The 19,370-nt window shown below is 39.8% G+C and carries 24 protein-coding genes; 15 read left to right on the forward strand and 9 right to left on the reverse strand.

The window, feature by feature from the left end:
- The first annotated feature begins 221 nt into the window (after positions 1 to 221).
- Complete coding sequence (gene abc-f / locus ATG70_RS00160) at positions 222 to 1,892, forward strand: ribosomal protection-like ABC-F family protein (protein ID WP_098442378.1); 1,671 nt, start codon at positions 222 to 224, stop codon at positions 1,890 to 1,892.
- Here the strand turns inward: abc-f and ATG70_RS00165 are convergent.
- The gene (locus ATG70_RS00165) at positions 1,889 to 2,071 is read right to left on the reverse strand and encodes a hypothetical protein (RefSeq protein ID WP_098442379.1); all 183 of its coding nucleotides are present in this window, start codon (positions 2,069 to 2,071) and stop codon (positions 1,889 to 1,891) included. The two genes, abc-f and ATG70_RS00165, sit on opposite strands and share 4 nt — an antisense overlap.
- A 122-nt stretch (positions 2,072 to 2,193) precedes the next feature.
- On the opposite strand from ATG70_RS00165, the gene ATG70_RS00170 reads away from it, so the two are divergent.
- Together ATG70_RS00170 and ATG70_RS00175 are read left to right on the forward strand one after the other, a co-directional pair.
- Positions 2,194 to 2,934: an MOSC domain-containing protein gene (locus ATG70_RS00170; protein ID WP_306472668.1), complete on the forward strand. Its 741-nt coding sequence runs from the start codon at positions 2,194 to 2,196 to the stop codon at positions 2,932 to 2,934.
- A 272-nt stretch (positions 2,935 to 3,206) separates the two neighbouring features.
- Positions 3,207 to 4,901 (forward strand): M3 family oligoendopeptidase, encoded by a 1,695-nt coding sequence (locus tag ATG70_RS00175; protein WP_098442380.1) that lies wholly within the window; start codon positions 3,207 to 3,209, stop codon positions 4,899 to 4,901.
- Between the two features lie 78 nt (positions 4,902 to 4,979).
- Here ATG70_RS00175 and ATG70_RS00180 read toward each other — a convergent pair whose 3' ends face one another.
- Complete coding sequence (locus tag ATG70_RS00180) at positions 4,980 to 5,261, reverse strand: hypothetical protein (protein ID WP_098442381.1); 282 nt, start codon at positions 5,259 to 5,261, stop codon at positions 4,980 to 4,982.
- 159 nt (positions 5,262 to 5,420) lie between these two features.
- Here ATG70_RS00180 and ATG70_RS00185 point away from each other — a divergent pair, with 159 nt between their 5' ends.
- The 3 genes from ATG70_RS00185 (at position 5,421) to ATG70_RS00195 (ending at position 7,211) form a co-directional block, all read left to right on the forward strand.
- Entirely contained in the window at positions 5,421 to 6,083 is a 663-nt protein-coding gene (locus ATG70_RS00185; RefSeq protein ID WP_098442382.1) for a hypothetical protein, read from the forward strand.
- A 222-nt stretch (positions 6,084 to 6,305) separates the two neighbouring features.
- Entirely contained in the window at positions 6,306 to 6,794 is a 489-nt protein-coding gene (locus ATG70_RS00190) for an NUDIX domain-containing protein (protein WP_098442383.1), read from the forward strand.
- Positions 6,795 to 6,806: 12 nt separating this feature from the next.
- A complete protein-coding gene (locus ATG70_RS00195; protein WP_098442384.1) occupies positions 6,807 to 7,211 on the forward strand; it encodes a GNAT family N-acetyltransferase in 405 nt (134 codons plus the stop codon).
- 26 nt (positions 7,212 to 7,237) lie between these two features.
- Here the strand turns inward: ATG70_RS00195 and ATG70_RS00200 are convergent, their stop codons facing one another.
- Positions 7,238 to 7,828 carry a DedA family protein gene (locus ATG70_RS00200; protein ID WP_098442385.1) on the reverse strand — a complete coding sequence of 197 codons (591 nt, stop codon included), beginning with the start codon at positions 7,826 to 7,828 and terminating at the stop codon, positions 7,238 to 7,240.
- A gap of 208 nt (positions 7,829 to 8,036) precedes the next feature.
- Here ATG70_RS00200 and ATG70_RS00205 point away from each other — a divergent pair, with 208 nt between their 5' ends.
- The 3 genes from ATG70_RS00205 to ATG70_RS22220 all read left to right on the forward strand — a co-directional run bounded on the left by ATG70_RS00205 (position 8,037) and on the right by ATG70_RS22220 (position 9,605).
- Positions 8,037 to 8,813, forward strand: a complete 777-nt coding sequence (locus ATG70_RS00205; protein ID WP_142329524.1) for a hypothetical protein — start codon at positions 8,037 to 8,039, stop codon at positions 8,811 to 8,813.
- 88 nt (positions 8,814 to 8,901) lie between these two features.
- A complete protein-coding gene (locus ATG70_RS00210; protein ID WP_098442387.1) occupies positions 8,902 to 9,408 on the forward strand; it encodes a GNAT family N-acetyltransferase in 507 nt (168 codons plus the stop codon).
- 41 nt (positions 9,409 to 9,449) lie between these two features.
- Positions 9,450 to 9,605, forward strand: a complete 156-nt coding sequence (locus tag ATG70_RS22220; RefSeq protein ID WP_179886118.1) for a hypothetical protein — start codon at positions 9,450 to 9,452, stop codon at positions 9,603 to 9,605.
- 29 nt (positions 9,606 to 9,634) lie between these two features.
- On the opposite strand, the gene ATG70_RS00215 is transcribed toward ATG70_RS22220, so the two are convergent.
- The gene (locus ATG70_RS00215; RefSeq protein WP_098442388.1) at positions 9,635 to 10,270 is read right to left on the reverse strand and encodes an FMN-dependent NADH-azoreductase; all 636 of its coding nucleotides are present in this window, start codon (positions 10,268 to 10,270) and stop codon (positions 9,635 to 9,637) included.
- Positions 10,271 to 10,363: 93 nt separating this feature from the next.
- Here ATG70_RS00215 and ATG70_RS00220 point away from each other — a divergent pair, with 93 nt between their 5' ends.
- Positions 10,364 to 10,948, forward strand: a complete 585-nt coding sequence (locus ATG70_RS00220) for a DNA-3-methyladenine glycosylase I (RefSeq protein WP_098442389.1) — start codon at positions 10,364 to 10,366, stop codon at positions 10,946 to 10,948.
- A 137-nt stretch (positions 10,949 to 11,085) separates the two neighbouring features.
- Positions 11,086 to 11,691, forward strand: coding sequence for an SGNH/GDSL hydrolase family protein (locus ATG70_RS00225; protein WP_098442390.1), 606 nt, complete (start codon positions 11,086 to 11,088; stop codon positions 11,689 to 11,691).
- An 80-nt stretch (positions 11,692 to 11,771) separates the two neighbouring features.
- Here ATG70_RS00225 and ATG70_RS00230 read toward each other — a convergent pair whose 3' ends face one another.
- Together ATG70_RS00230 and ATG70_RS00235 are read right to left on the reverse strand one after the other, a co-directional pair.
- The gene (locus ATG70_RS00230; RefSeq protein WP_098442391.1) at positions 11,772 to 12,389 is read right to left on the reverse strand and encodes an NUDIX hydrolase; all 618 of its coding nucleotides are present in this window, start codon (positions 12,387 to 12,389) and stop codon (positions 11,772 to 11,774) included.
- 73 nt (positions 12,390 to 12,462) lie between these two features.
- The gene (locus ATG70_RS00235; RefSeq protein ID WP_098442392.1) at positions 12,463 to 12,840 is read right to left on the reverse strand and encodes a thiol-disulfide oxidoreductase DCC family protein; all 378 of its coding nucleotides are present in this window, start codon (positions 12,838 to 12,840) and stop codon (positions 12,463 to 12,465) included.
- A 145-nt stretch (positions 12,841 to 12,985) separates the two neighbouring features.
- Here ATG70_RS00235 and fabG point away from each other — a divergent pair, with 145 nt between their 5' ends.
- The 3 genes from fabG to ATG70_RS00250 all read left to right on the forward strand — a co-directional run bounded on the left by fabG (position 12,986) and on the right by ATG70_RS00250 (position 16,018).
- Entirely contained in the window at positions 12,986 to 13,750 is a 765-nt protein-coding gene (gene fabG, locus ATG70_RS00240) for a 3-oxoacyl-ACP reductase FabG (RefSeq protein WP_098442393.1), read from the forward strand.
- Positions 13,751 to 13,845: 95 nt separating this feature from the next.
- The gene (locus tag ATG70_RS00245) at positions 13,846 to 15,567 is read left to right on the forward strand and encodes a pyruvate oxidase (RefSeq protein WP_098442394.1); all 1,722 of its coding nucleotides are present in this window, start codon (positions 13,846 to 13,848) and stop codon (positions 15,565 to 15,567) included.
- A gap of 64 nt (positions 15,568 to 15,631) precedes the next feature.
- Positions 15,632 to 16,018, forward strand: a complete 387-nt coding sequence (locus ATG70_RS00250; protein WP_098442395.1) for a gamma-glutamylcyclotransferase family protein — start codon at positions 15,632 to 15,634, stop codon at positions 16,016 to 16,018.
- Positions 16,019 to 16,074: 56 nt separating this feature from the next.
- Here ATG70_RS00250 and ATG70_RS00255 read toward each other — a convergent pair whose 3' ends face one another.
- Positions 16,075 to 16,674, reverse strand: coding sequence for a hypothetical protein (locus ATG70_RS00255; protein ID WP_098442396.1), 600 nt, complete (start codon positions 16,672 to 16,674; stop codon positions 16,075 to 16,077).
- Between the two features lie 232 nt (positions 16,675 to 16,906).
- On the reverse strand, positions 16,907 to 17,794 hold the full coding sequence (locus tag ATG70_RS00260) for a DMT family transporter (protein ID WP_098442397.1): 888 nt from the start codon (positions 17,792 to 17,794) through the stop codon (positions 16,907 to 16,909).
- Positions 17,795 to 18,031: 237 nt separating this feature from the next.
- Between ATG70_RS00260 and ATG70_RS00265 the strand changes: the two genes are divergently transcribed.
- Complete coding sequence (locus ATG70_RS00265) at positions 18,032 to 18,856, forward strand: DUF368 domain-containing protein (protein ID WP_098442398.1); 825 nt, start codon at positions 18,032 to 18,034, stop codon at positions 18,854 to 18,856.
- Between the two features lie 39 nt (positions 18,857 to 18,895).
- Here ATG70_RS00265 and ATG70_RS00270 read toward each other — a convergent pair whose 3' ends face one another.
- Entirely contained in the window at positions 18,896 to 19,351 is a 456-nt protein-coding gene (locus tag ATG70_RS00270; RefSeq protein WP_098442399.1) for a GtrA family protein, read from the reverse strand.
- Between the last annotated feature and the right edge of the window lie 19 nt (positions 19,352 to 19,370).

Raw genomic sequence — 19,370 nt, forward strand, 5'->3', positions numbered from 1 at the left:
GGAAAACTAATCTTATTTTTTCAGATCAACTTTCAATAAATGAAATTGAGATTCTGGAGAATAGGATTAGTCTGTCTTTTTAACCTTCCATGCTTGCTGAAATGTGCTTCTTTAAGATGCGTTCTTTTAGCGTGCGTAGGTATATGGATTGACAGACCTCTCCAGAAAATGGGGAGGTTTTTTACTCCCCAAAAAAATGAAATGGAGAATGGGGAGATTCGATGAACGTTATGTCGATCAAAGGATTGAAGAAAACTTTTAATGAAAATCGGCTATTTCAGCATGTAAATATCGATATCCATCAAGGCGAGCGGATTGGTATTGTTGGGCCTAACGGTGCTGGCAAAACAACTCTGGCAAGGATGATCGTAAAAGAGATTGATCCAGATGAAGGGACAATTTCATGTAAAGGAAAAATTGGTTACTTAAAGCAATCGATTGATCAGGAGGGGATGATTGAGAACCATAGAGTGGATGGGGATTCTTTCGATTTCAAAAGAGAAAAGGAATTAGGGATTCGTTCACTTAATGTAGAGGCGGAAAATTTAAGCGGTGGCGAAAAGTTAAAACTTGCGCTCACAAAAGTTTGGTCTACGAATCCGGATTTATTGATTCTCGATGAACCGACAAATCATTTAGATGAAAAAGGTGTTAATTGGTTGATTCGAGAGCTTCATTCTTTTCAAGGAGCGGTTCTTGTTATTTCTCACGATCGTTATTTTCTCGACCAAACCATTAATCGAATCCTTGAAGTTGAAGCGGGTAAGATAAATGAATATCAAGGAAACTATTCCGCGTATCGAATTGAAAAGCAAAATAGATATGAAGAACAGCTTCATCACTATTCCGTACAACAAAAAGAAGTAAAGCGAATAGAAGAGCAGCTCGCTGGATTAACGAACTGGTCAGACAAAGCACATCGGGGATCAACCAAACAAGATGGGTATAAGGAATATTACCGGATGAAGGCGAAGAAAATGGATCGCCAGGTAAAGTCAAAGCAAAAACGACTTGAGAAGGAGCTACAGAAAAATAAATTAGAACAACCTGATCAGGAGAAAGCGATTCGATTTCAATTTCAGGAAAACAATTCCCGTGGGAAACGATTGTTAGAAGCGATGAATGCGGGCAAATGCTATGAGGAACGATGGTTATTTCGAAGAAGTTCTTTCTATATGAAGTATGGGGAACGAATTGGGATTGTTGGGGAAAATGGATGTGGGAAAACAACATTGCTACGTACGTTGCTTGGATTGGAACACCCGAGCGAAGGAGAAGTGTGGAAAAGTCCATCACTTAAGATTGGCTATCTTTCGCAAGATGTCCATGATCTTCCGGAAGACAAGACTCCTCTTGACGTTTTAAATGTAGTAACCAAGGAAGAAATCTTTCAGACAAAATCGATTTTGGCTTCGATGGGAATGGAAAGAGTGAACGCCACAATTAACCAACTTAGTCTTGGAGAACGGACAAAACTTAAGCTAACGCGTATGCTGATGAACAAATATGATCTATTAATCCTTGATGAGCCGACAAATCATTTGGATTTGCCTTCACGAGAACAGTTGGAGTCTACCCTTCAATCCTTTACAGGCAGTTTACTTATTGTGTCACATGATGTGTATTTTTTGGAAAAGATGTGTGATCGGTTGTTCGTGTTTGAAGATCAAAGAGTGAAAAGGGTTGAAATGAACTTATCTGACTTTCGGAGTCGAACGAAAGAAAAAAGCTCTTTTGTTTCTTCAAAAAAAGATGAAGAACAAAAGATGCTTTTAGATAACGAAATTTCTGCGCTAATAAGTGAGATTAGTTTACTACTTCCTGGTGATGAGAAATTAGCTGAGCTCGATAGTAGACTTAAGATGTTAGTTGAGAAAAAGAGATTACTTTAGACGTCTTCTACTGCAAAGAAGCGTTCAACTGAATACAAATCTGCTTTTGGATGATTACGAAGTAAGACATAGCCTTCACGCTGTGCTTCTTCAAAATTATCGTACTCATCTTCTGAATGAAAGATTGCTCTCCGTCTTTCGTTATAGAGGGTAATGGAGTAGTATTCTTTAATTTCCATTTATCTCTCTCCTTTTTCCTTTGTTTCTACTAGTTCTATGCAAATCTCTTATTGTTTATACTAGACTTATAGAAAAAATGCGTTTTATTCTCTTTGGTTATACTAAGGAGAGATAGGAGCTGATGACAATTCAAATTGGCACACTAAGTGAAATCATGCGTCACCCTGTGAAATCAATGACAGGTGAAGCCGTTACAGAGACCATGGTCATGAACTACGGACTTTATGGTGATCGAAGTCATGTCATTTTAGATGAGAAGCAATCGTTTTTAACAATTACACAGTTTCCATCACTAGTGCGCTATCAAGCATCGTTCAGTGCACATGAATCACTAGACGGTTATCCTGAACCTGTTATTGTGACACCAGAGGGTGAAACATTTAAATGGTCGGACTCAACCTGGCTAACAGAACTAGAAGCAAAAACGTCGAAACAGCTAACAAAAAAGGTTTACCATCCTAAACACGTTCCGATCGGACCGATTGAGGAAGAACATCTACTGATTCTAACTGACGCTTCTCTTCAGGCATTAGAGGAGTCATGGGGAAAACAAACGGATCAACGGCGATTTCGACCAAACTTGAAACTTAACTTATTTGAGAAAACGCCATTTGTCGAACAAGCGTGGGAAGGGAAATATTTGAGAATTGGGGAAGAGGTACTCATTCAATTCGTAAAGCCCTGTGAACGGTGTATGATTATCACAGTTGACCCTAAAACAGGAGAAAAACAGCCTGAATTATTGAAGAAAATTGCGCAAGAACACGAGAATTTTTTTGGAATGTATGCTCGAGTCATTCAAGCTGGAAATATTAGCACGAATGACAAATTGTTGCTCCTAGATAAAACAGAAAAGAGATAAGGAAAATATTCCCGAAAACAGTTTTTGGTTTTTACGTTAGAGATAATGCTGAGCAGGGTACAATCAAGGATGGAGCCCCGTCTTTGGATGGGATGCTTCGATTTCCACACAGGAGGGGTCCCATCCACGGGGTGGGGTCCCATTTTTTGTGTTTTGATTTTATACTTATCAAAAAGCGGTCGTCCTTTGTGAATGATCTAGAGGCATGGGCTGTCTGAAAATTCTGTGGTAAACTATGGAATGGTACATAATGCATCTTAAGGGGGAAGCTGATGAGTACGTTTTACGTTGAAAAGTATGATTTCACAAATCCATCTAAACTTGACGAGGAGTTTAAATCTCTTCTCGATCAGCCACTTCATTCTGCTGATGAATTAGAAAAATGGGTCTTGCGTTTATCTGAATTAATGGATGGCATAGCAGAAGGGCTTGCTGGGCATTATATTGATTTCCAGTGCCATAGTAACAGTGAAGAAGCAAAAAAAGCGATTGAGCACGATCAAGAATACATTGAACCGATGGTAAAGCGATATGAAGGTGAATTTGATAAGAAGTTTCAGAGCTCGCCCCACAGACTGGAGCTAAACCAGAACTATTACAAGCAATTTCTGCTTCGAAAAGAAAATGCGATGGCGCTTTTCAATGAAGAAAATATTGATTTAGAAGTTGAAGAAGATCGAATCGTCAATCGTTATTTTGAACATACAGGTTCTCTTTCGTTTAACTGGAACGGTGAAGAGAAAACGCTGAGCGAAATGTTTCTTATGATGCAAGACGCAGATCGCTCCATTCGAAAAAGCGCAATGGAAGAAATCTTTCAAACGTTATTAACGAAAAAGGAAGATTTACAAGGAATTATGGATGAGCTAATTCAGCTTCGCCAGAAAAAAGCAGAAAATGTAAATCTCGATAATTACCGAGATTATATGTTTAAGAAATACGAGCGTTTTGATTATACACCAGAAGATTGTAAGGCTCTTGCAGAAGCTGTACGAAAGCATGTTGTGCCTTTAAAGGAAAAGTTGCAGAAAAAGCACCAGCAAGAGCTTAGTATTGAGACATATAAACCGTGGGATACGAGAGCTGTTCCAAAAGATAAGCTGCCGCTTCGTCCTTTTAATAAAATCGACGAGCTCATTAAAGGAACATCTACTATTTTTGATCAGCTATCTCCACGCTTCTCTTATCTTTTAAACGAGATGAATGAGAAGGGAGCTCTTGATCTTGAAAGCCGTAAAGGAAAGGCTCAAGGCGGTTTTTGTGAGTATTTACCAGTGTCGGAGCTTTCGTTTATTTTTATGAACAGTACAAAATCACAGGATGACTTCATAACGCTTCTTCATGAGATGGGTCACTGCATTCATAATGATTTTAAACGAAATCAAATGCTATCCGCTTATCAAGATACGCCGATGGAGTCTGCAGAACTTGCAAGTATGACGATGGAACTTCTTACAATGGACTATTGGAATCTTATGTATACGGATGAAAAAGAACTGCTTCGAGCTAAAAAAGACCAGCTGGAAGGCTTGATTCTCTTTCTACCAAATGGAATCGTGGTGGATCAGTTCCAACATTGGATGTATGAGAATCCGAATCATACGAGCAAAGAACGAAGTGAAAAATACATGGAGCTCTCACGCACGTATGATTCTTCCTATGTCGATTGGACAGGGCAAGAAGAATGGATTCAAAATAATTGGCAGTTAATCCTTCATATCTTTGAAGTGCCTTTCTATTATATTGAATATGTGATCGCACAACTTGGCGCCATTCAAATGTATCGTCAGTATCGTGAAAATCCTGAGCAGACACTTGAGAATTATAACCGTGCCCTATCACTTGGAAGCTCTGTTTCATTAACTGAAGTATATGCAGCAGCTGGCATCCACTTTGACTTCTCTGAAACAATGATCAAAGGGTTAATGGACTTTATTTCGATTGAGCTCGATTCATTAACTGAATAAAACAGGAAAGCCTCTCTCTTAAATTAATAGGAGAGAGGCTTTTTGATAGTTATACTAGGTTGAAATGACGCTTTCTAACTAATTGTCATTAATTGTCCATACCTTACAGCTAGGGCACTGAATAATTTCAAATCGATCTTTTTTAAGTTCATCCATCCACTCTTCCCATGAGTCATGCTCTGGTGAAATTTCTAGCGTTTTAACGGTCTGCAACTCATCTCCATCGCTATTTGTACAGGTACATTCTACAATTGCGAGGTTTGAATCTTGATAGTCATGTTCTTTTGTATTTTCAACGGACCAGTTAATTAATCTCTGGTCGGTTGGCTGGCGTTCTTTATAATGGGTACGGGTTAACATTAAATCACTCCTCCTTGTGTAAGGTCAGGTTCTTTACCTCATTAGCGAAATAGCCTATGATGGAAGTAACATTTTTCACTATTCTGCATGTTCGAAATTGACATGGAGCATCCTTTTCCTAGTCCGTTAAAATTGATATCCACTTAAGGAGGGATACACTTGTCAGAAAAAGAGCTTTACAATGCAGTTGTTCTCTTAGAGAATCTGTATTTTAGTAACACTTTTCAAAAGGTACTTGAGCAACACAACATTGTTCAAGAAGATCGTACTAGACTGACAGATTATACGTACAAGAGCACGTTTCGAAAAGATGAATTGACCCTTACAGCTTACTATTTTGCTAATCATGAAGTCATGTTTGTTCAGGCAAGTGAACTCTATTCCTTATTTGTTATTGCAGTGGATTCTGTGATTGAAGGCATCACTGGAATGGAGATTTATTTGGAAGAATTCAACCAAGACAGCAGTCTCCTCCGAATGGAAAACCGGATCGTAAATGAAAAAGGAAAATGTGAAACGTTCCCCTATATGCAACTCTATGGACAGGAACTGTGGCATTCTCCCGCGTTTTTGTTAGCGAATCGAGAAGGATTGCTTCAGCTTCGCGAAGCGATTGATGTCGCTCTGCAAAACGGTGAGTATCGACACGTGACAAGTTCTTCAGAAGGTGATGGATATGATCTCTTGATTAAAAGAATCGAAGAAGATGTCGAATGGTCTCGTGTGGAAACACCATATACGGGTCTTTCTAATAAAGAAGAAGGCACGATAAAACCTTCCGATCTATTTAGTCAGTATCGAACCATTCTTGAAGAAGAATAATTGTTTCTAACGCAGAGCATTCTTGCCCCGGGTGCTGCTGCGCTTTTTTGTTCAGTTCATTTTGCGCTCTTCCTCCTTTACTAACTACACATACTCAATCCTTCTCTTAATGATGTTACCCGCTTTTGCAAAAAAAATTCCTCAAAGGATCATAGGCTCGTATAAGAGAATGGTATATACTGTCATCATAGAACAAACTTAACCTTCATGGAGGGGGATAAAATGACAACAATCAATGCAACATTACTATCCATGGTTATTTTGCATAATGAAGAAACGGACGAGGTTCTTTTGTTAGATCGTCCTCCTGAAGCTGGGTTTCCAGGTTATATTGGACCTGGTGGTAAAATCGAGCTTACAGAAAGTTTTACTGAAGGCGCTGTGAGAGAGCTTTATGAAGAAACAGGTTTCATTGTTCATCCAAACGATCTTATTTTTAAAGGGATTGATGAATTTATCATTCCAGAAGAGAACTACCGCTATATTGTTTTCAATTATGTCGCCCATTCGTTCTCTGGCGCTCCTCATGAAAGTCCTCCTGAAGGGAAATTGCACTGGGTAAAGAAAAGCGCTGCTACCGAACTTCCAATGCAAAATTGGTTTCAGGAAAGATTTCCGAAGTTCTTTGAAGAGGGGACTTTTGAAGTTTCGATAGAATATGAGAAACATAGCGTAATACCAGTAAAGCTAACGAGAAGAACGCTTGGATAAGGAGGAGCACAATTGATTCAAAGAAATGATAAAGCACGAGAGTTCATTCAAAATAAAGTGATTGAATATAACGGAGAAAGGCTTTCTGAAAGTGTGAAATCTCCTCTTGAAAAAGTAGCCTATATAATAGAAGAGTGTGAAGTAATTGGCGGAATCTCTGGTACACTGTTCTGGCAACACCTTCATATCGACTTCTTATGGGTGGAAGAAAAAATGAGAGGATTTGGCCACGGTAGGAAACTACTTCAACAAATTGAGAGCCTAGCAGAAGAAAAGGGCTGCAGACTGATTTTACTTGATTCTTTTAGTTTTCAGGCACCAGGTTTTTATTTAAAAGCAGGATACGAAATTTGCGGGAAAGTTGAAAATCACCCTGAAGGACATACCCAGTACTTTTTACAAAAAAGACTTCGTTGAGTACAGACGAATTAAGAAGTGAACGCTTAGCGGTGCCTTTTCAAAAGGAGAAGGCAGCAATAGCTTACGAGAAAGAATCCTGCACCAATGCTGACAGGAAGCGTATAGGTTCTTGCAACTGAATGGATATGTATCCAATTTTCACCGAGTTGCAAGCCCATATAGATAAAAAGAACGGACCAGGGAATCATGGCTAAAATCGTATAAACCGAGAATCGCAGTAGTGACATTTTGGCAATACCTGCAGGAATCGAGATCGCATGGCGAACCACGGGAATAAATCGGGCTGCAAAAATGACGCCGACGCCATTCCGTTCAAACCAGGTTTCAGCGAGCGTAAGGTGTTTTTGAGAAATAAATAGAAACTTACCGTAGCGCTCTAAGAATGACCTCCCACCATAGCGCCCGATCCAGTACAAAAATAGTTGTGCGATTGTACCACCAATCGTTCCTGCTATAACGGCACCGATGAAGTGAATGGTTCCTTCAGAAACCATGTACCCACCATACGCAAGCACAAGCTCACTCGGAATAATTTCGATCATAAGTGCTAGCGCTATTCCAAGATAACCAAGCTGGAGTAGCCAGTCTAAACATTGATAAATAAACGCTGCCATAGCCAAAAACTCCTTTCACGGACAAACTGTTCACCTTAAGCTTATTTTTTATTATGAGAAGTTAGACCTGAAAACCAGTTACCGTCGTATAATAAAGGTTGGTTCCGAATAAATATAGAACCCGGAATGTAAGCACTCCGGGTAAAGTTCGTTCTTATGAAAGAATGACAATCGATTAGAGAGGTGAAAGGTAAGGATGTTAACATCCATGAAGAAATTTCTAGCGACATTAGATCAGCCAATGCAAGCGAAAACGGGGAAAGAAAAAGCTTTAACCGTCCTTTCCATTATTGGATTTATCTTATTATTATATCTTGTAGCTTTCTCTCCGTTTATGTTCAGACTATTCATCACATGTCTTAGCGTTGGCGTATCGTTATATGTGATTAAAAAAATTCATGATTTTGATCGAGTCCTAAAAGGTGAAAAAGCAGAACAGCCTGCTCCTTCATCTAACGAGGCTAATCAGCTTTCGTTTTCCCTTGAACAGCCAGAGGTGGAGGCAGAATCCATCGAGGAAGCAGAAAAGGAACGTGAGCTTGAACAGATCAATAGTGATAAAACGATGCTTTTTGAAGAACTTTTGTCAAAAGCAGACCTCGATGAGATCGAGAAAGAATCGTACCGAAATCGCATGCAGCAAAAGGAATCAGAAAGTAACCGCATTGTACAAGAGGTTTTGCTTTTCAAAGATAAAATCCAAAAAGCTGTTATTGATAAAAAGGGGCTTTTCATTAAAGAGACGCCTGATATGAAAATGGTCGCTGAATTAATCGGTGTGGATTCAGTGGAATCAAGTACTTTAGTTGAATTAAATGAAGAGCTTCGTCTCATTTATAATGAGATTCCAGAAGCGAAGCGAACCATTCTAATCGAATATGAAATGGTTAACGAGGACTTCGAGTTAACGAGATTAGGGTATAAAGAGCTTATGAAAGAAGTAAGAAAGCTGGAAAAGAAAACAAGGCAAGTTGTTGAGCAATAAACAAAAACGTGTATGAGTGCTCATACACGTTTTTCTTATGATAAGCTTTAGAAGATGAATGGATTTTACAAGAAATGAGGAAATGCATATGTACATTAGACAAATAAGTCCTGATGATGCGGCAGCGTTTGTAGAGCTGTTGCGAGAAGTTGAACAGGATGCGTCGTTTATGCTTTTTGAAAGTGGCGAAAGAAAGACGACGGTCGAGGAACAGCGAGAGCGCATTGAAAGAATGGAGCGAGACCGTCATTCGAGAATTTTGGTAGCGGAACGTTCTGGTGAATTAATTGGTTACTTAATTGCGATTGGTGGACAGGCGAAGCGAAACAATCATTCAGTTTACCTCGTAATTGGAATCCGAAAAGAGGATCAGGGGCAGGGCGTTGGTTCCGCTTTATTTACTGAGCTAGAAAAATGGGCCAATGATCATCGCATTCATCGTCTCGAGCTCAATGTGGTGACGCGAAATGAAGCCGGCTTAGCTCTTTATCGAAAAGCTGGATTTGAAGTAGAGGGATTGAAGCGTCATTCATTGGTCATTGATGATGAGTTTGTTGATGAATATTATATGTCAAAGCTATTAGCTCATAATTAAATCGTTCTTCATCCATACTACAAATGGAAGGAGGCGATGATATGTTTGATCATACAAAGCATATTCCGCTTGAAGGTGTTCCGGGGGAATTTACGACGAGCGATGAATCTCAAGAAAATGAAGAAGTGGCTGAGATGAGTTTTCCCTTTGATTACAGTTTGATGATTCCGCTCGATCATACGATAAGAAAAGACTAAAAAAAGCGCATGTGCGCTTTTTTTGTTGATTAAAAATGTTCAGCAGCATGTTTTGCTTCATCCATTGCTTTTTGCTTAATTTCTTCCGCTTTCTCAGGCATTTGCGCCATACCTTCTGCAATCACGGATTCAACAGACGGAATGCCAAGGAATCCAAGGACGGCATGTAAATACCGATCTCCAAATTCCATCTCTTTTGCTGGACCTTCTGAATAAATGCCGCCACGAGCCTGAATGTGCAGGGCTTTCTTGTCCGTTAATAAGCCGACTGGGCCTTCATCCGTATACTTGAATGTCTTTCCAGCAATGGCTACGGTATCAATATAGGCTTTTAATTTAGGCGGAAAGCTAAAATTCCAGAATGGTGTCACAAAGACATATTTATCTGCTGCGATAAATTGATCCGTAAGGTCGTTAATTTTACTCACTTTTAACTGCTCGTCGCCCGATAGGTGATCGAAACCATTTCCTTTCTGGAGCTTCCCCCAACCGTTAAATACGTCCGTATCAATGTAAGGGAGATCAATGTTATAGAGATCTAGCTTGAGAACCTCATCATTCGGATGTTTTTCCTGGTAGGCTTCAAGGAATACTTCCCCTATACTTAAACTGAAGGATTCTTTTACTGGTTTGGGGTTTACGGTAATATAGAGTACTTTGGCCACAGCGCTCATCTCCTTTGTTTTCGCCACTTAGTATGGCTTTCGAAGGAAAAAATATACAAGACGAAGAATGTCATTAAATTTGGAGGTGGAATGATGGTAAACCGGTGCGCATGGGTTAGTGAAGAAGAGATTTACAAAGCGTATCATGATCAGGAATGGGGTGTGCCTGTTCGTGATGATCAGAAACTGTTTGAAATGTTAATTCTTGAAGGTGCGCAGGCAGGATTAAGTTGGATTACGATTTTGAAAAGAAGAGAGAATTATCGCGAAGCATTTGATCATTTTAATGTTCAAAAAGTAGCGGCTTATGGTGAGGATAAAATCCAAGAACTGCTCATGAATGAAGGGATCATACGTAACAAACTGAAAGTGCGTGGAACGGTAAAGAATGCGAAAGCGTTTCTCAGAATACAAGAGGAGTTTGGTAGCTTTTCAACGTACATATGGGCGTTTACAGAAAACACTCCAATCCTTAATCAGTGGAAAAGCATCGAAGAGGTACCTGCAGAAACCGAACTTAGTAAGAAAATCAGTAAAGACTTAAAAAAACGTGGTTTTACGTTTGTAGGTCCCGTTATTCTGTATAGTTTCATGCAAGCGGTTGGGATGGTGAATGATCATACGATAGACTGCTTCAGGCATCCCACGAGGCAAAAGGCTGAACACGTTGTTGATTAAAAAAGTGGTCTGTCATGTGAAGGAAGAGATGAGAGAAACGTTTTCGTCTGGACAAGCCGGCATGGATTGTGTGATTATAAAGGATTTGTAGCTCAAATGGACGATGACGACTGATAATCTGGAGGAGGGCTCTTAGAATGAAACAAAAGTGGTTATTCGTAGGAGATAGCATCACAGATTCAGGTAGAAACCAGGACTCAGAAGGAATTGGTAATGGGTATGTGAGAATGATTCGAGATGGGATGATAAAAAAATACGATGTTGAAATTATAAATAAAGGGGTGAGCGGTGATCGCATTACAGATCTTGAAGAAAGATGGAATCAAGATGTTCTCGAGCTTCAACCTGACGTTGTGTCGATTTCAATTGGCATCAATGATGTATGGAGACAGCTTGATCACCCTGAAATGGATCAGGTGACGCCAGAAGATTTTAAAAAAATTTATGATGAGTTAGTAGAGAAAGTTAACTCATTAGGAGCAAAATGTATTTTTATGGAGCCAACAATTATAGAAGAAAGAATTGATTCGATCGGCAATCAGAAGCTTTTCCCATATGTAAAGATTGTTCGTCAGTTAGCTGAAAAATACGATGCGCTATTGGTGCCAACTCATACTGCTTTTTTAGAAGAACTCCAAAAAGGGAAGAAGACATTAACGACAGATGGCGTGCATATGACTGAGGCGGGCAATCAGCTAATGGCGAAAACCTGGCTAGATACGTGTGTAGATAGGTTGCTTTAACAGCTAACAATTAGAATTTCAGGAATTTTAAAAGGCTCTGTTCAAAATGAACAGAGCCTTTTTGAGAAAACATCGTAAAGTTAATCAAAAACAGGACCGAGCGCTGGATCGTTATGTAACGAAAAAAGCATTTCGATTTGTGATTCTGTGATTCTCCCTGTTGATAAAGGAGGAAGTTCATTTTGAGCAAAAAAGCCGCAGTCACTAGTTTCAATGCTTTCAGCTGCGTTTCCACCGATTAGCTCACATTCAATCATCACCTTATATATATGGTAAGGCGATGGCGGGTGGGGATGTTTTTGGTGATCCAGCATAGCAAGAAGCCGTCTAGCTTTTACTACATAGCCTGACTCTTCCTGAACTTCTTTCACCGCTACTTCTCCTGGTGTGAATCCGACGTCACCCCATCCGCCGGGAAGAGACCACTTGCCATCTGCTTTTTCCTTTACAAACAGCAGTTTTCTTTCATGAAAAACGACGGCTCTCACGTCTACTTTAGGCGTCTGATAGCCCGTTTCATTTGCGAAGAGTTGCTGAATGGTTTTCATATCGTAGTCGGTATAAGTTTCCATCATTTCAGTACTAAGCTGTCGAAGTTCAATATAGCGTTCGTAATCATAGTTATCCTGTGTATAGGTTAATCCTGCTTGAGCAATCGATTGAATTTGTTTTGCCCACGTAAGCCATTTTTCCTCCATCTGCCATGCATCCTTTCAAAAAACGTAGCCTCTTTTCATTCTATCAAATAGAATAACCTTGCTGTTAGCAAGGTTATTCAAAACGAGGCTCTGAATAACGACCAAACCAGTCATAGCGATTTTTTGAAAACCAAATATAGAGTGGTGAACCTAGCTTATCAACGAAAGGCAAGTATAGAAATAGTGAGAGTGGCACGGTTACAGGAAGGGCCATTAACAATCGTCTCACAGTATAAAAGCCAGCGTGAAGGTTGCCGGAAGTTGTGAGCATATGAATTTCATCATACATGCGTTTGTGACGAAACTGCATATACGGATAGTCTTCAGGATGTTTTTCAATTTCCTGAACCGGTATCCATTCAATTTTGTTAAACCAGTCAAGTTTGCGAAGTGATTTCTTTACATAAAAACAAAATGGGCATTCAGCATCATAAAATACAAGATGTTTCATCTCGATAGCCTCCAATATTAATTTCATTCTTTATACCCTTTCACTTATTCGCATTGTTTTAAACAGAATGACAATAGTTGACAGAAAATTGTAATATTATTATAGTCTAATTAGATTAAAAAGAAAACGCTTACGGGAGTGGTGATTGGTGAAAAGACTTGAAGGTAGAGTGGCTTACATAACTGGTGGAAGTAGGGGGATTGGGGCAAGTATTGCAGAAACATTTGCAAGTGAAGGGGCAAAGGTTTACCTTGCCGATGTAAATGAAGAAGCGCTGTCCATAACGGGTAAGGATTTAGAAGAGAAAGGTTATTCAGTCATGACAGGCACTGTGGACGTTACGGAGCGGGACCAGGTAGAATCCAGCATGAAAGAAGCGGCTGAAGCTTATGGCTCAATTGATATTCTTATAAATAACGCTGGAGTTATTCGCGATAATTTATTATTTAAAATGACCGATGAAGACTGGATGACGGTCATGCAGGTGCACCTTACTGGAAGCTTCTATGCATCCAGGGCTGCCCAAAAATATATGGTCGATCAAGGATATGGGCGGATTATTAGTCTTTCCTCAACGTCGGCGCTCGGAAATCGTGGTCAAACAAATTATGCAGCCGCTAAGGCAGGTATTCAGGGGTTAACTAAAACGCTATCAATCGAGCTCGGTAAATATGGCATTACGGCTAATGCAATTGCACCAGGGTTTATTGAAAGTGATATGACAAAAGCAACGGCCGAGCGTCTCGGGGTTGAGTTTGACCAGTTTATTGAATACAACAAAAAGCAGATTCCGGTAGCTAGAACGGGAAGGCCTGAAGATATTGCGAATGCTGCCCTCTTTTTTGCAGATGAAAACTCGTCCTTTGTTAGTGGACAGGTTCTTTACGTAGCGGGTGGACCAAGAACATAAACTAGTCTATCGCTTTATTTTTCCTGCTGACGTTTCACCAATTCTATAGAGGGGTACTTTCCCATTATGGATAAGGAAACGAAGGAGGAGTCATGATGTTTGATAAAAATGCTGGTGAGATACTATTAAATACACTTTCTGAATGGGGAGTAGACCATGTGTATGGTTTGCCGGGAGATTCAATTAACCATTTTGTAGAGAATTTACGAAATGCTCAAGATCGTATGAAGTTCATTCAGGTGCGTCACGAAGAGGTAGGTGCACTTGCAGCAGCGTCGTATGCGAAAATAACCGGTAAAATTGGTGTCTGTCTTTCCATTGCAGGACCTGGAGCTGTTCATTTGATGAATGGTCTTTATGATGCAAAAGCTGACGGTGCTCCTGTGCTTGTGATTGCTGGACAGGTTGCAAGCGATCAGCTTGGAATGGATCAATTCCAGGAAATTAACCTTGAACGCATGTTTGATGATGTATCGGTGTTTAATAGACGGGTAGAAACAGCAGCATCACTACCTGACCTTACGCATCAAGCGATACGAACAGCAGTTGAGAAAAAAGGTGTCGCCATTCTTACAATCCCAGATGATCTTGCTGCAGAAAAGGTGAAACAAAAAGTAGAGAATACGTCTCTCATTCGTTCAAAAGCTGTCGTTCATCCTCATGACTCCAATTTAAATGAAGCTGTTGCTCTTTTAAATGAAGCAAAAAGACCGGTCATTTTAGCAGGGAAAGGTTCGAAGCATGCAAGAGAAGAACTGCTAGGTTTTGCCGAAAAAGAAGGGGCTCCTGTTATTTTAAGTTTGCCTGGTAAAGGTGCTATTCCTGATGTTCATCCTTATAACCTGGGGCAACTTGGCCAGATCGGTACGAAGCCTGCATATGAAGCGATGGAGGAAACCGATTTACTTATTATGGTTGGTACATCATTCCCTTACCGTGATTATCTACCAGATAAAGCGAAAGCCATTCAAATTGACATTGAACCAACTCAAATTGGGAAACGCTACCCTGTTACAGTCGGGTTAATTGGTGATGCGAAATGGACGTTATCCTATTTAACACAGCATACAAACTACCAGGAAGACCGTGATTTTATTGAGAAGTGCCAGGATAATATGAAAAATTGGTGGTCTCACCTTGAAAAGATTGAAGGCGAACAGTCTACACCGATTAAGCCACAACAAGTAATGCCTCAATTACAAAAAGTATTGGATGATGATGCGGTGCTTTCAGTAGATGTTGGGAACGTGACGGTTTGGGCATCAAGACATCTGCGTGTTACGAACCAGAAATTCATTATTTCCTCATGGATGGCAACGATGGGGTGCGGACTTCCAGGAGCAATTGCTGGTAAACTAGCTCACCCAGATCGTCAGGCCGTTGCGATTTGTGGAGATGGCGGATTTACGATGGTGATGCAAGATTTCTTAACCGCTGTAAAATACAAATTACCGATGATTGTCGTTGTTTTAAACAATGAGCGTCTAGGTATGATTAAATATGAGCAGCAGGAAATTGGTAATATCGATTATGAGACTGAATTAAAAGACTTTAACTTTGCCGCATTTGCCGAAACGGCTGGTGGTGAAGGGTATCGCGTTGAGAAGTATGAAGAATTATTACCTGCCTTTGAACGAGCTGCAAAATCGACAAAACCAGTTATTGTGGACGTGGTGATTGAAGAGCAGCCGCCACTTCCTGGTAAAATTACTTATGAACAAGCAGCAAGTTATTCAAAATACATGTTGAAAAAAGCATTCGAAGAACAGGAAATTGATATGCCGCCGTTGAAAAAGGCATTAAAGCGAATTTTTTAATAGAAAATACTAGAAAGCCCGCTGATTGGCGGGCTTTTTGTTATAGATAAAAGGAGTGAGAAAGATGTATCTCGTCTTTTGCTATGGAACCTTACGATCTGGCGAAAGCAATCATGCGGTTATAAAAGGGGCGACTTTAATAGAAAGTTTCAGTTGGACAAATGGACAACTGTATGACACAAGGGATGGTTATCCTGCTTTGATAAAGAACGAGGACGCTAACGTATATGGAGAAGTCTATGAAGTGGATGATCAGTTACTAGAGAAAATCAATCTACTTCAAGGTTATCAGGAAGGGCGAGATCACAATTTGTATGAGCAGGTGATGCAGATGATTGAAAGTGATCGCGGAAGTTATGAGGCGATTACGTATATCATGAGGAAGCCTGAGAAGCGATTTATAGAAATTCCAGGTGGGGACTGGGCAACGTATCGCAATAGTAAAAAGTGACGGATCGAAACCTAAAAAGCACACCTCCAAAACTGGAGTGTATGCTTTTGAAAGAGTTAATCGATCAATATCCTATATTCTTCAGGAATGTGAAGCGTTGTTTCATAATAAAACTGATCAGAATAACGGTCTGAAATGGGTTTTTCGATCATTTTGTAGGTAAGATAGGCCTTTTGAATTGGTTCTTTAACAATCGTTGATTCGACGATTGTTTGTTGTTTTTCACCTGCATCTGAAATTGTGTCTAGCTTTATCCAGATGGGATGTTGATCATCGCTTACATAGTGAGATTCAATGCCTTCTTTTTCCTCAGGTGCTTGCAACAGCTGCGAAAAGTCTTCTACCTTTTCGTTATGCTCATCTAGGGAATTAAGATAAGGAGAAAGCGTGTTTTCTTTCCAATGAGTTTCATCCACCGAAAAATTATAGCTGTTGATGGTGAAAGATAAGTAGCCTATGATGATCAAAATAAGGGCAAGTGAGGCTCCTTGATAGATAACATTTAAACGCGATAGTGATTTTCGATTTTGTATAAGATGAACCATGAATATTAATCCAACAATGATCCACAATACATCAGATATGATTGTGAGTGGTGCATCTGATAGTTTTTCGACTTCGTTGTATTTTTCAATGACTTTGTTGATCGTAGGCATGTTCCTTTTCCTCCAGAATATAGAATAGCTAATCGATGGGAGCACAGTGTCGCTGGAATGACGACTTGCTCATTGTAACAGTAATTTGGCGGTTTCATCCATATAAAATGGAAAATATCGTATAGTAGGAGGAGGCTTTGTGGTTTGCCAGTTCGTCGCAAGTGAATAGGTGAAGATACAAAAAAGAGCGCTAAACACATGGAGACGTTTAGCGCTCTTTTTAATGACTTCATTAATGAGATGTTTGCAGTTCTCTCTTTTTAAGCTTTTTTGCCTCATGATTGTTACGTAGAAACATATAAAATGAGGCTGAGAAAATAATGATATAGCCAATAATACTCCATGCATCGGGAATTTGTCCGAATAGGATGATGCTGATTAAAGCAGAGTAAACGACTGTCGAGTAGAAGAAAATCGAAATCTCGCGAGCTGGCGCAAACTTATAGGCAACGGTAAGGCCAAATTGGCCAAGCGTAGCGAACACGCCTGCTAGTAAAAGATAGATCAGCTGCTTCGTTTCCATTGGTTCATAGAACATAATCACGAAGGGTAACAAAACAACGGTTGAGAAGAATGAGAAATAGAAAACTACCGTATAGAATTTTTCGCGCTGTCCAAGCACCCTTAGAACTGTATAGGCGCCTGCAGCGAAAATAGCAGAAAGTAGTCCAGAAATATACGGGATCGTTTCCACCGAGAATTGCGGCTTGATAATTAATAGCGTACCGATGAAAGCAATGATGATGGCAACGATCTGAAAACGTCTTGCTTTTTCTTTTAAGAAAAGAGCAGAGAAGATAATTAATAAGAAAGGACTTAGCTTATTGAGCATGTCGGCATCAGATAGAACGAGATTATCGATCGCGTAAAAATAGAAGATGATTCCTAGCGTTCCAAGAGCGGAGCGAAGTAAAAGGAACTTCTGATTTTCTTTTTTACCGAATAGCCTTTCTTTGTAGTACATCACAAAACCAAATGAAATGACGGCAGAGACACCATTTCGAAACATCGTTTTTTGAATCGTTGGTACGTCACCTGAAAGCTTTACAAAAGCAGCCATCATAGCAAAACCAAAAGATGATATTAGTAATAGGATAATTCCTTTATTTCGATCACTCATCTAATTCCTCCAGTGTGTGTAAATCACTTCTATCACTTTACTGCAAACCAATCGTCTATTTCAACTGCCAGGCTTTAATTAGGAAATGTCACAAAATTGATTCATCCTTTTCGCAAGGAGATGTGGCATAGTAAATGATAGCGAACATTTTTACGAAACAGAAAAACGTTCGGTTAACAAAAGGCGAGATATGGGTAAAGTAGGTACTAGACAGATAGCAAAAGGAGAAACGTGAACATGTTTGTGTGGCGAAATATTTATCGAGGTTTATTAATGGGTGTTAGTGACCTGATCCCTGGTGTTAGTGGTGGAACGATCGCGATGGTGCTTGGCATTTATCGTAGATTAATTAGTGGGATCAATGGGTTAATGAGTAAGAATTGGAAAAAAGAACTTGGCTTTTTTATTCCCCTTTTACTTGGAGTAGGACTTGCGTTACTGCTCGTAAGCCAGCTTATGGAAAAGCTTCTTGAACATTATCCTCAGCCAACGTTCTTTTTCTTTATTGGTCTAATCATAGGGGTAGTGCCTTTTCTATTAAGAAAAGTGGATTACAAGAAAAATTTTGAGCCTTTCCATTATGGTTTGTTAATTGTGGCGGCAATTCTAATTGCTTCCACGCTGTTTCTAAAAGGCGATGGATCAGGAGAGATAATGAAATCATTAGACATGGCCGATTATATCATTCTGTTTTTCTCAGGATGGTTAGCTAGTACAGCAATGATTCTCCCTGGAGTAAGCGGCTCTTTTGTTCTTTTATTATTAGGATCGTATCAAACCGTTATAAACGGTCTTTCTACGTTCAATATTCCTCTTCTGTTAACAGTAGGCGCTGGAATCATTATTGGATTAAGCTTAACGGGGAAGGTAATTGCTCATTTACTCTCCAAATATACCGTCTCTACTTATGCGGTTATGATTGGATTAGTCATCGGATCCGTTGTCGTCTTATACCCAGGGTTTCAGTCTGATGTAGGACTTGCCATTGCAAGTATAGCAACGTTACTCCTTGGATTAGGGGCAGCTATTGCTCTTGGGAAAATTGAGCATAAAGAAGCATAGTAAAAACCGCAGGAGTTTCCTGCGGTTTTTTTGTGAATCTCATTGCTTCTCCTGCTTTGGCTTCGTACGCGGAAACACGAGATGTTTCATCATAAAGAAGCTTGAAGCAGAAGAGAGCAGCATAGCGAGTCCCTTTGAAATGTTGCGTTCAATGTAGCGAGGAAGTGAAATCCATTCAAAAATGAGAAGCGCCCCATAAAAGACGAGGTTACTAATCCCAAGAGCAATCACAGCCTGGGCGAGAAACAGAAGCACTTGTTTTCGATCATGAATTGCTTTGGAGGGAAACGTCAGCTTCGCATTCCAAAAATAGCTGTTGATGATCGCAAGCACATATGAAATTGTGTTATACATAATAAGTTGGATTCGATCATCTGTAGGAAAGAACAGCATGAGCAGGTTTAAAGCCCCAATGTCAACAAGTGCATTCATTACACCAATTGCACTAAAGCTCATTACCTGTTTTGAACCCCTTCCAATTCGCCACTGCTTCATAGACTCAACCTTCTATCAT

It is taken from the genome of Bacillus sp. es.036 (assembly GCF_002563635.1).
In the GTDB taxonomy this organism is placed as follows: Bacteria; Bacillota; Bacilli; order Bacillales; family Guptibacillaceae; genus Guptibacillus.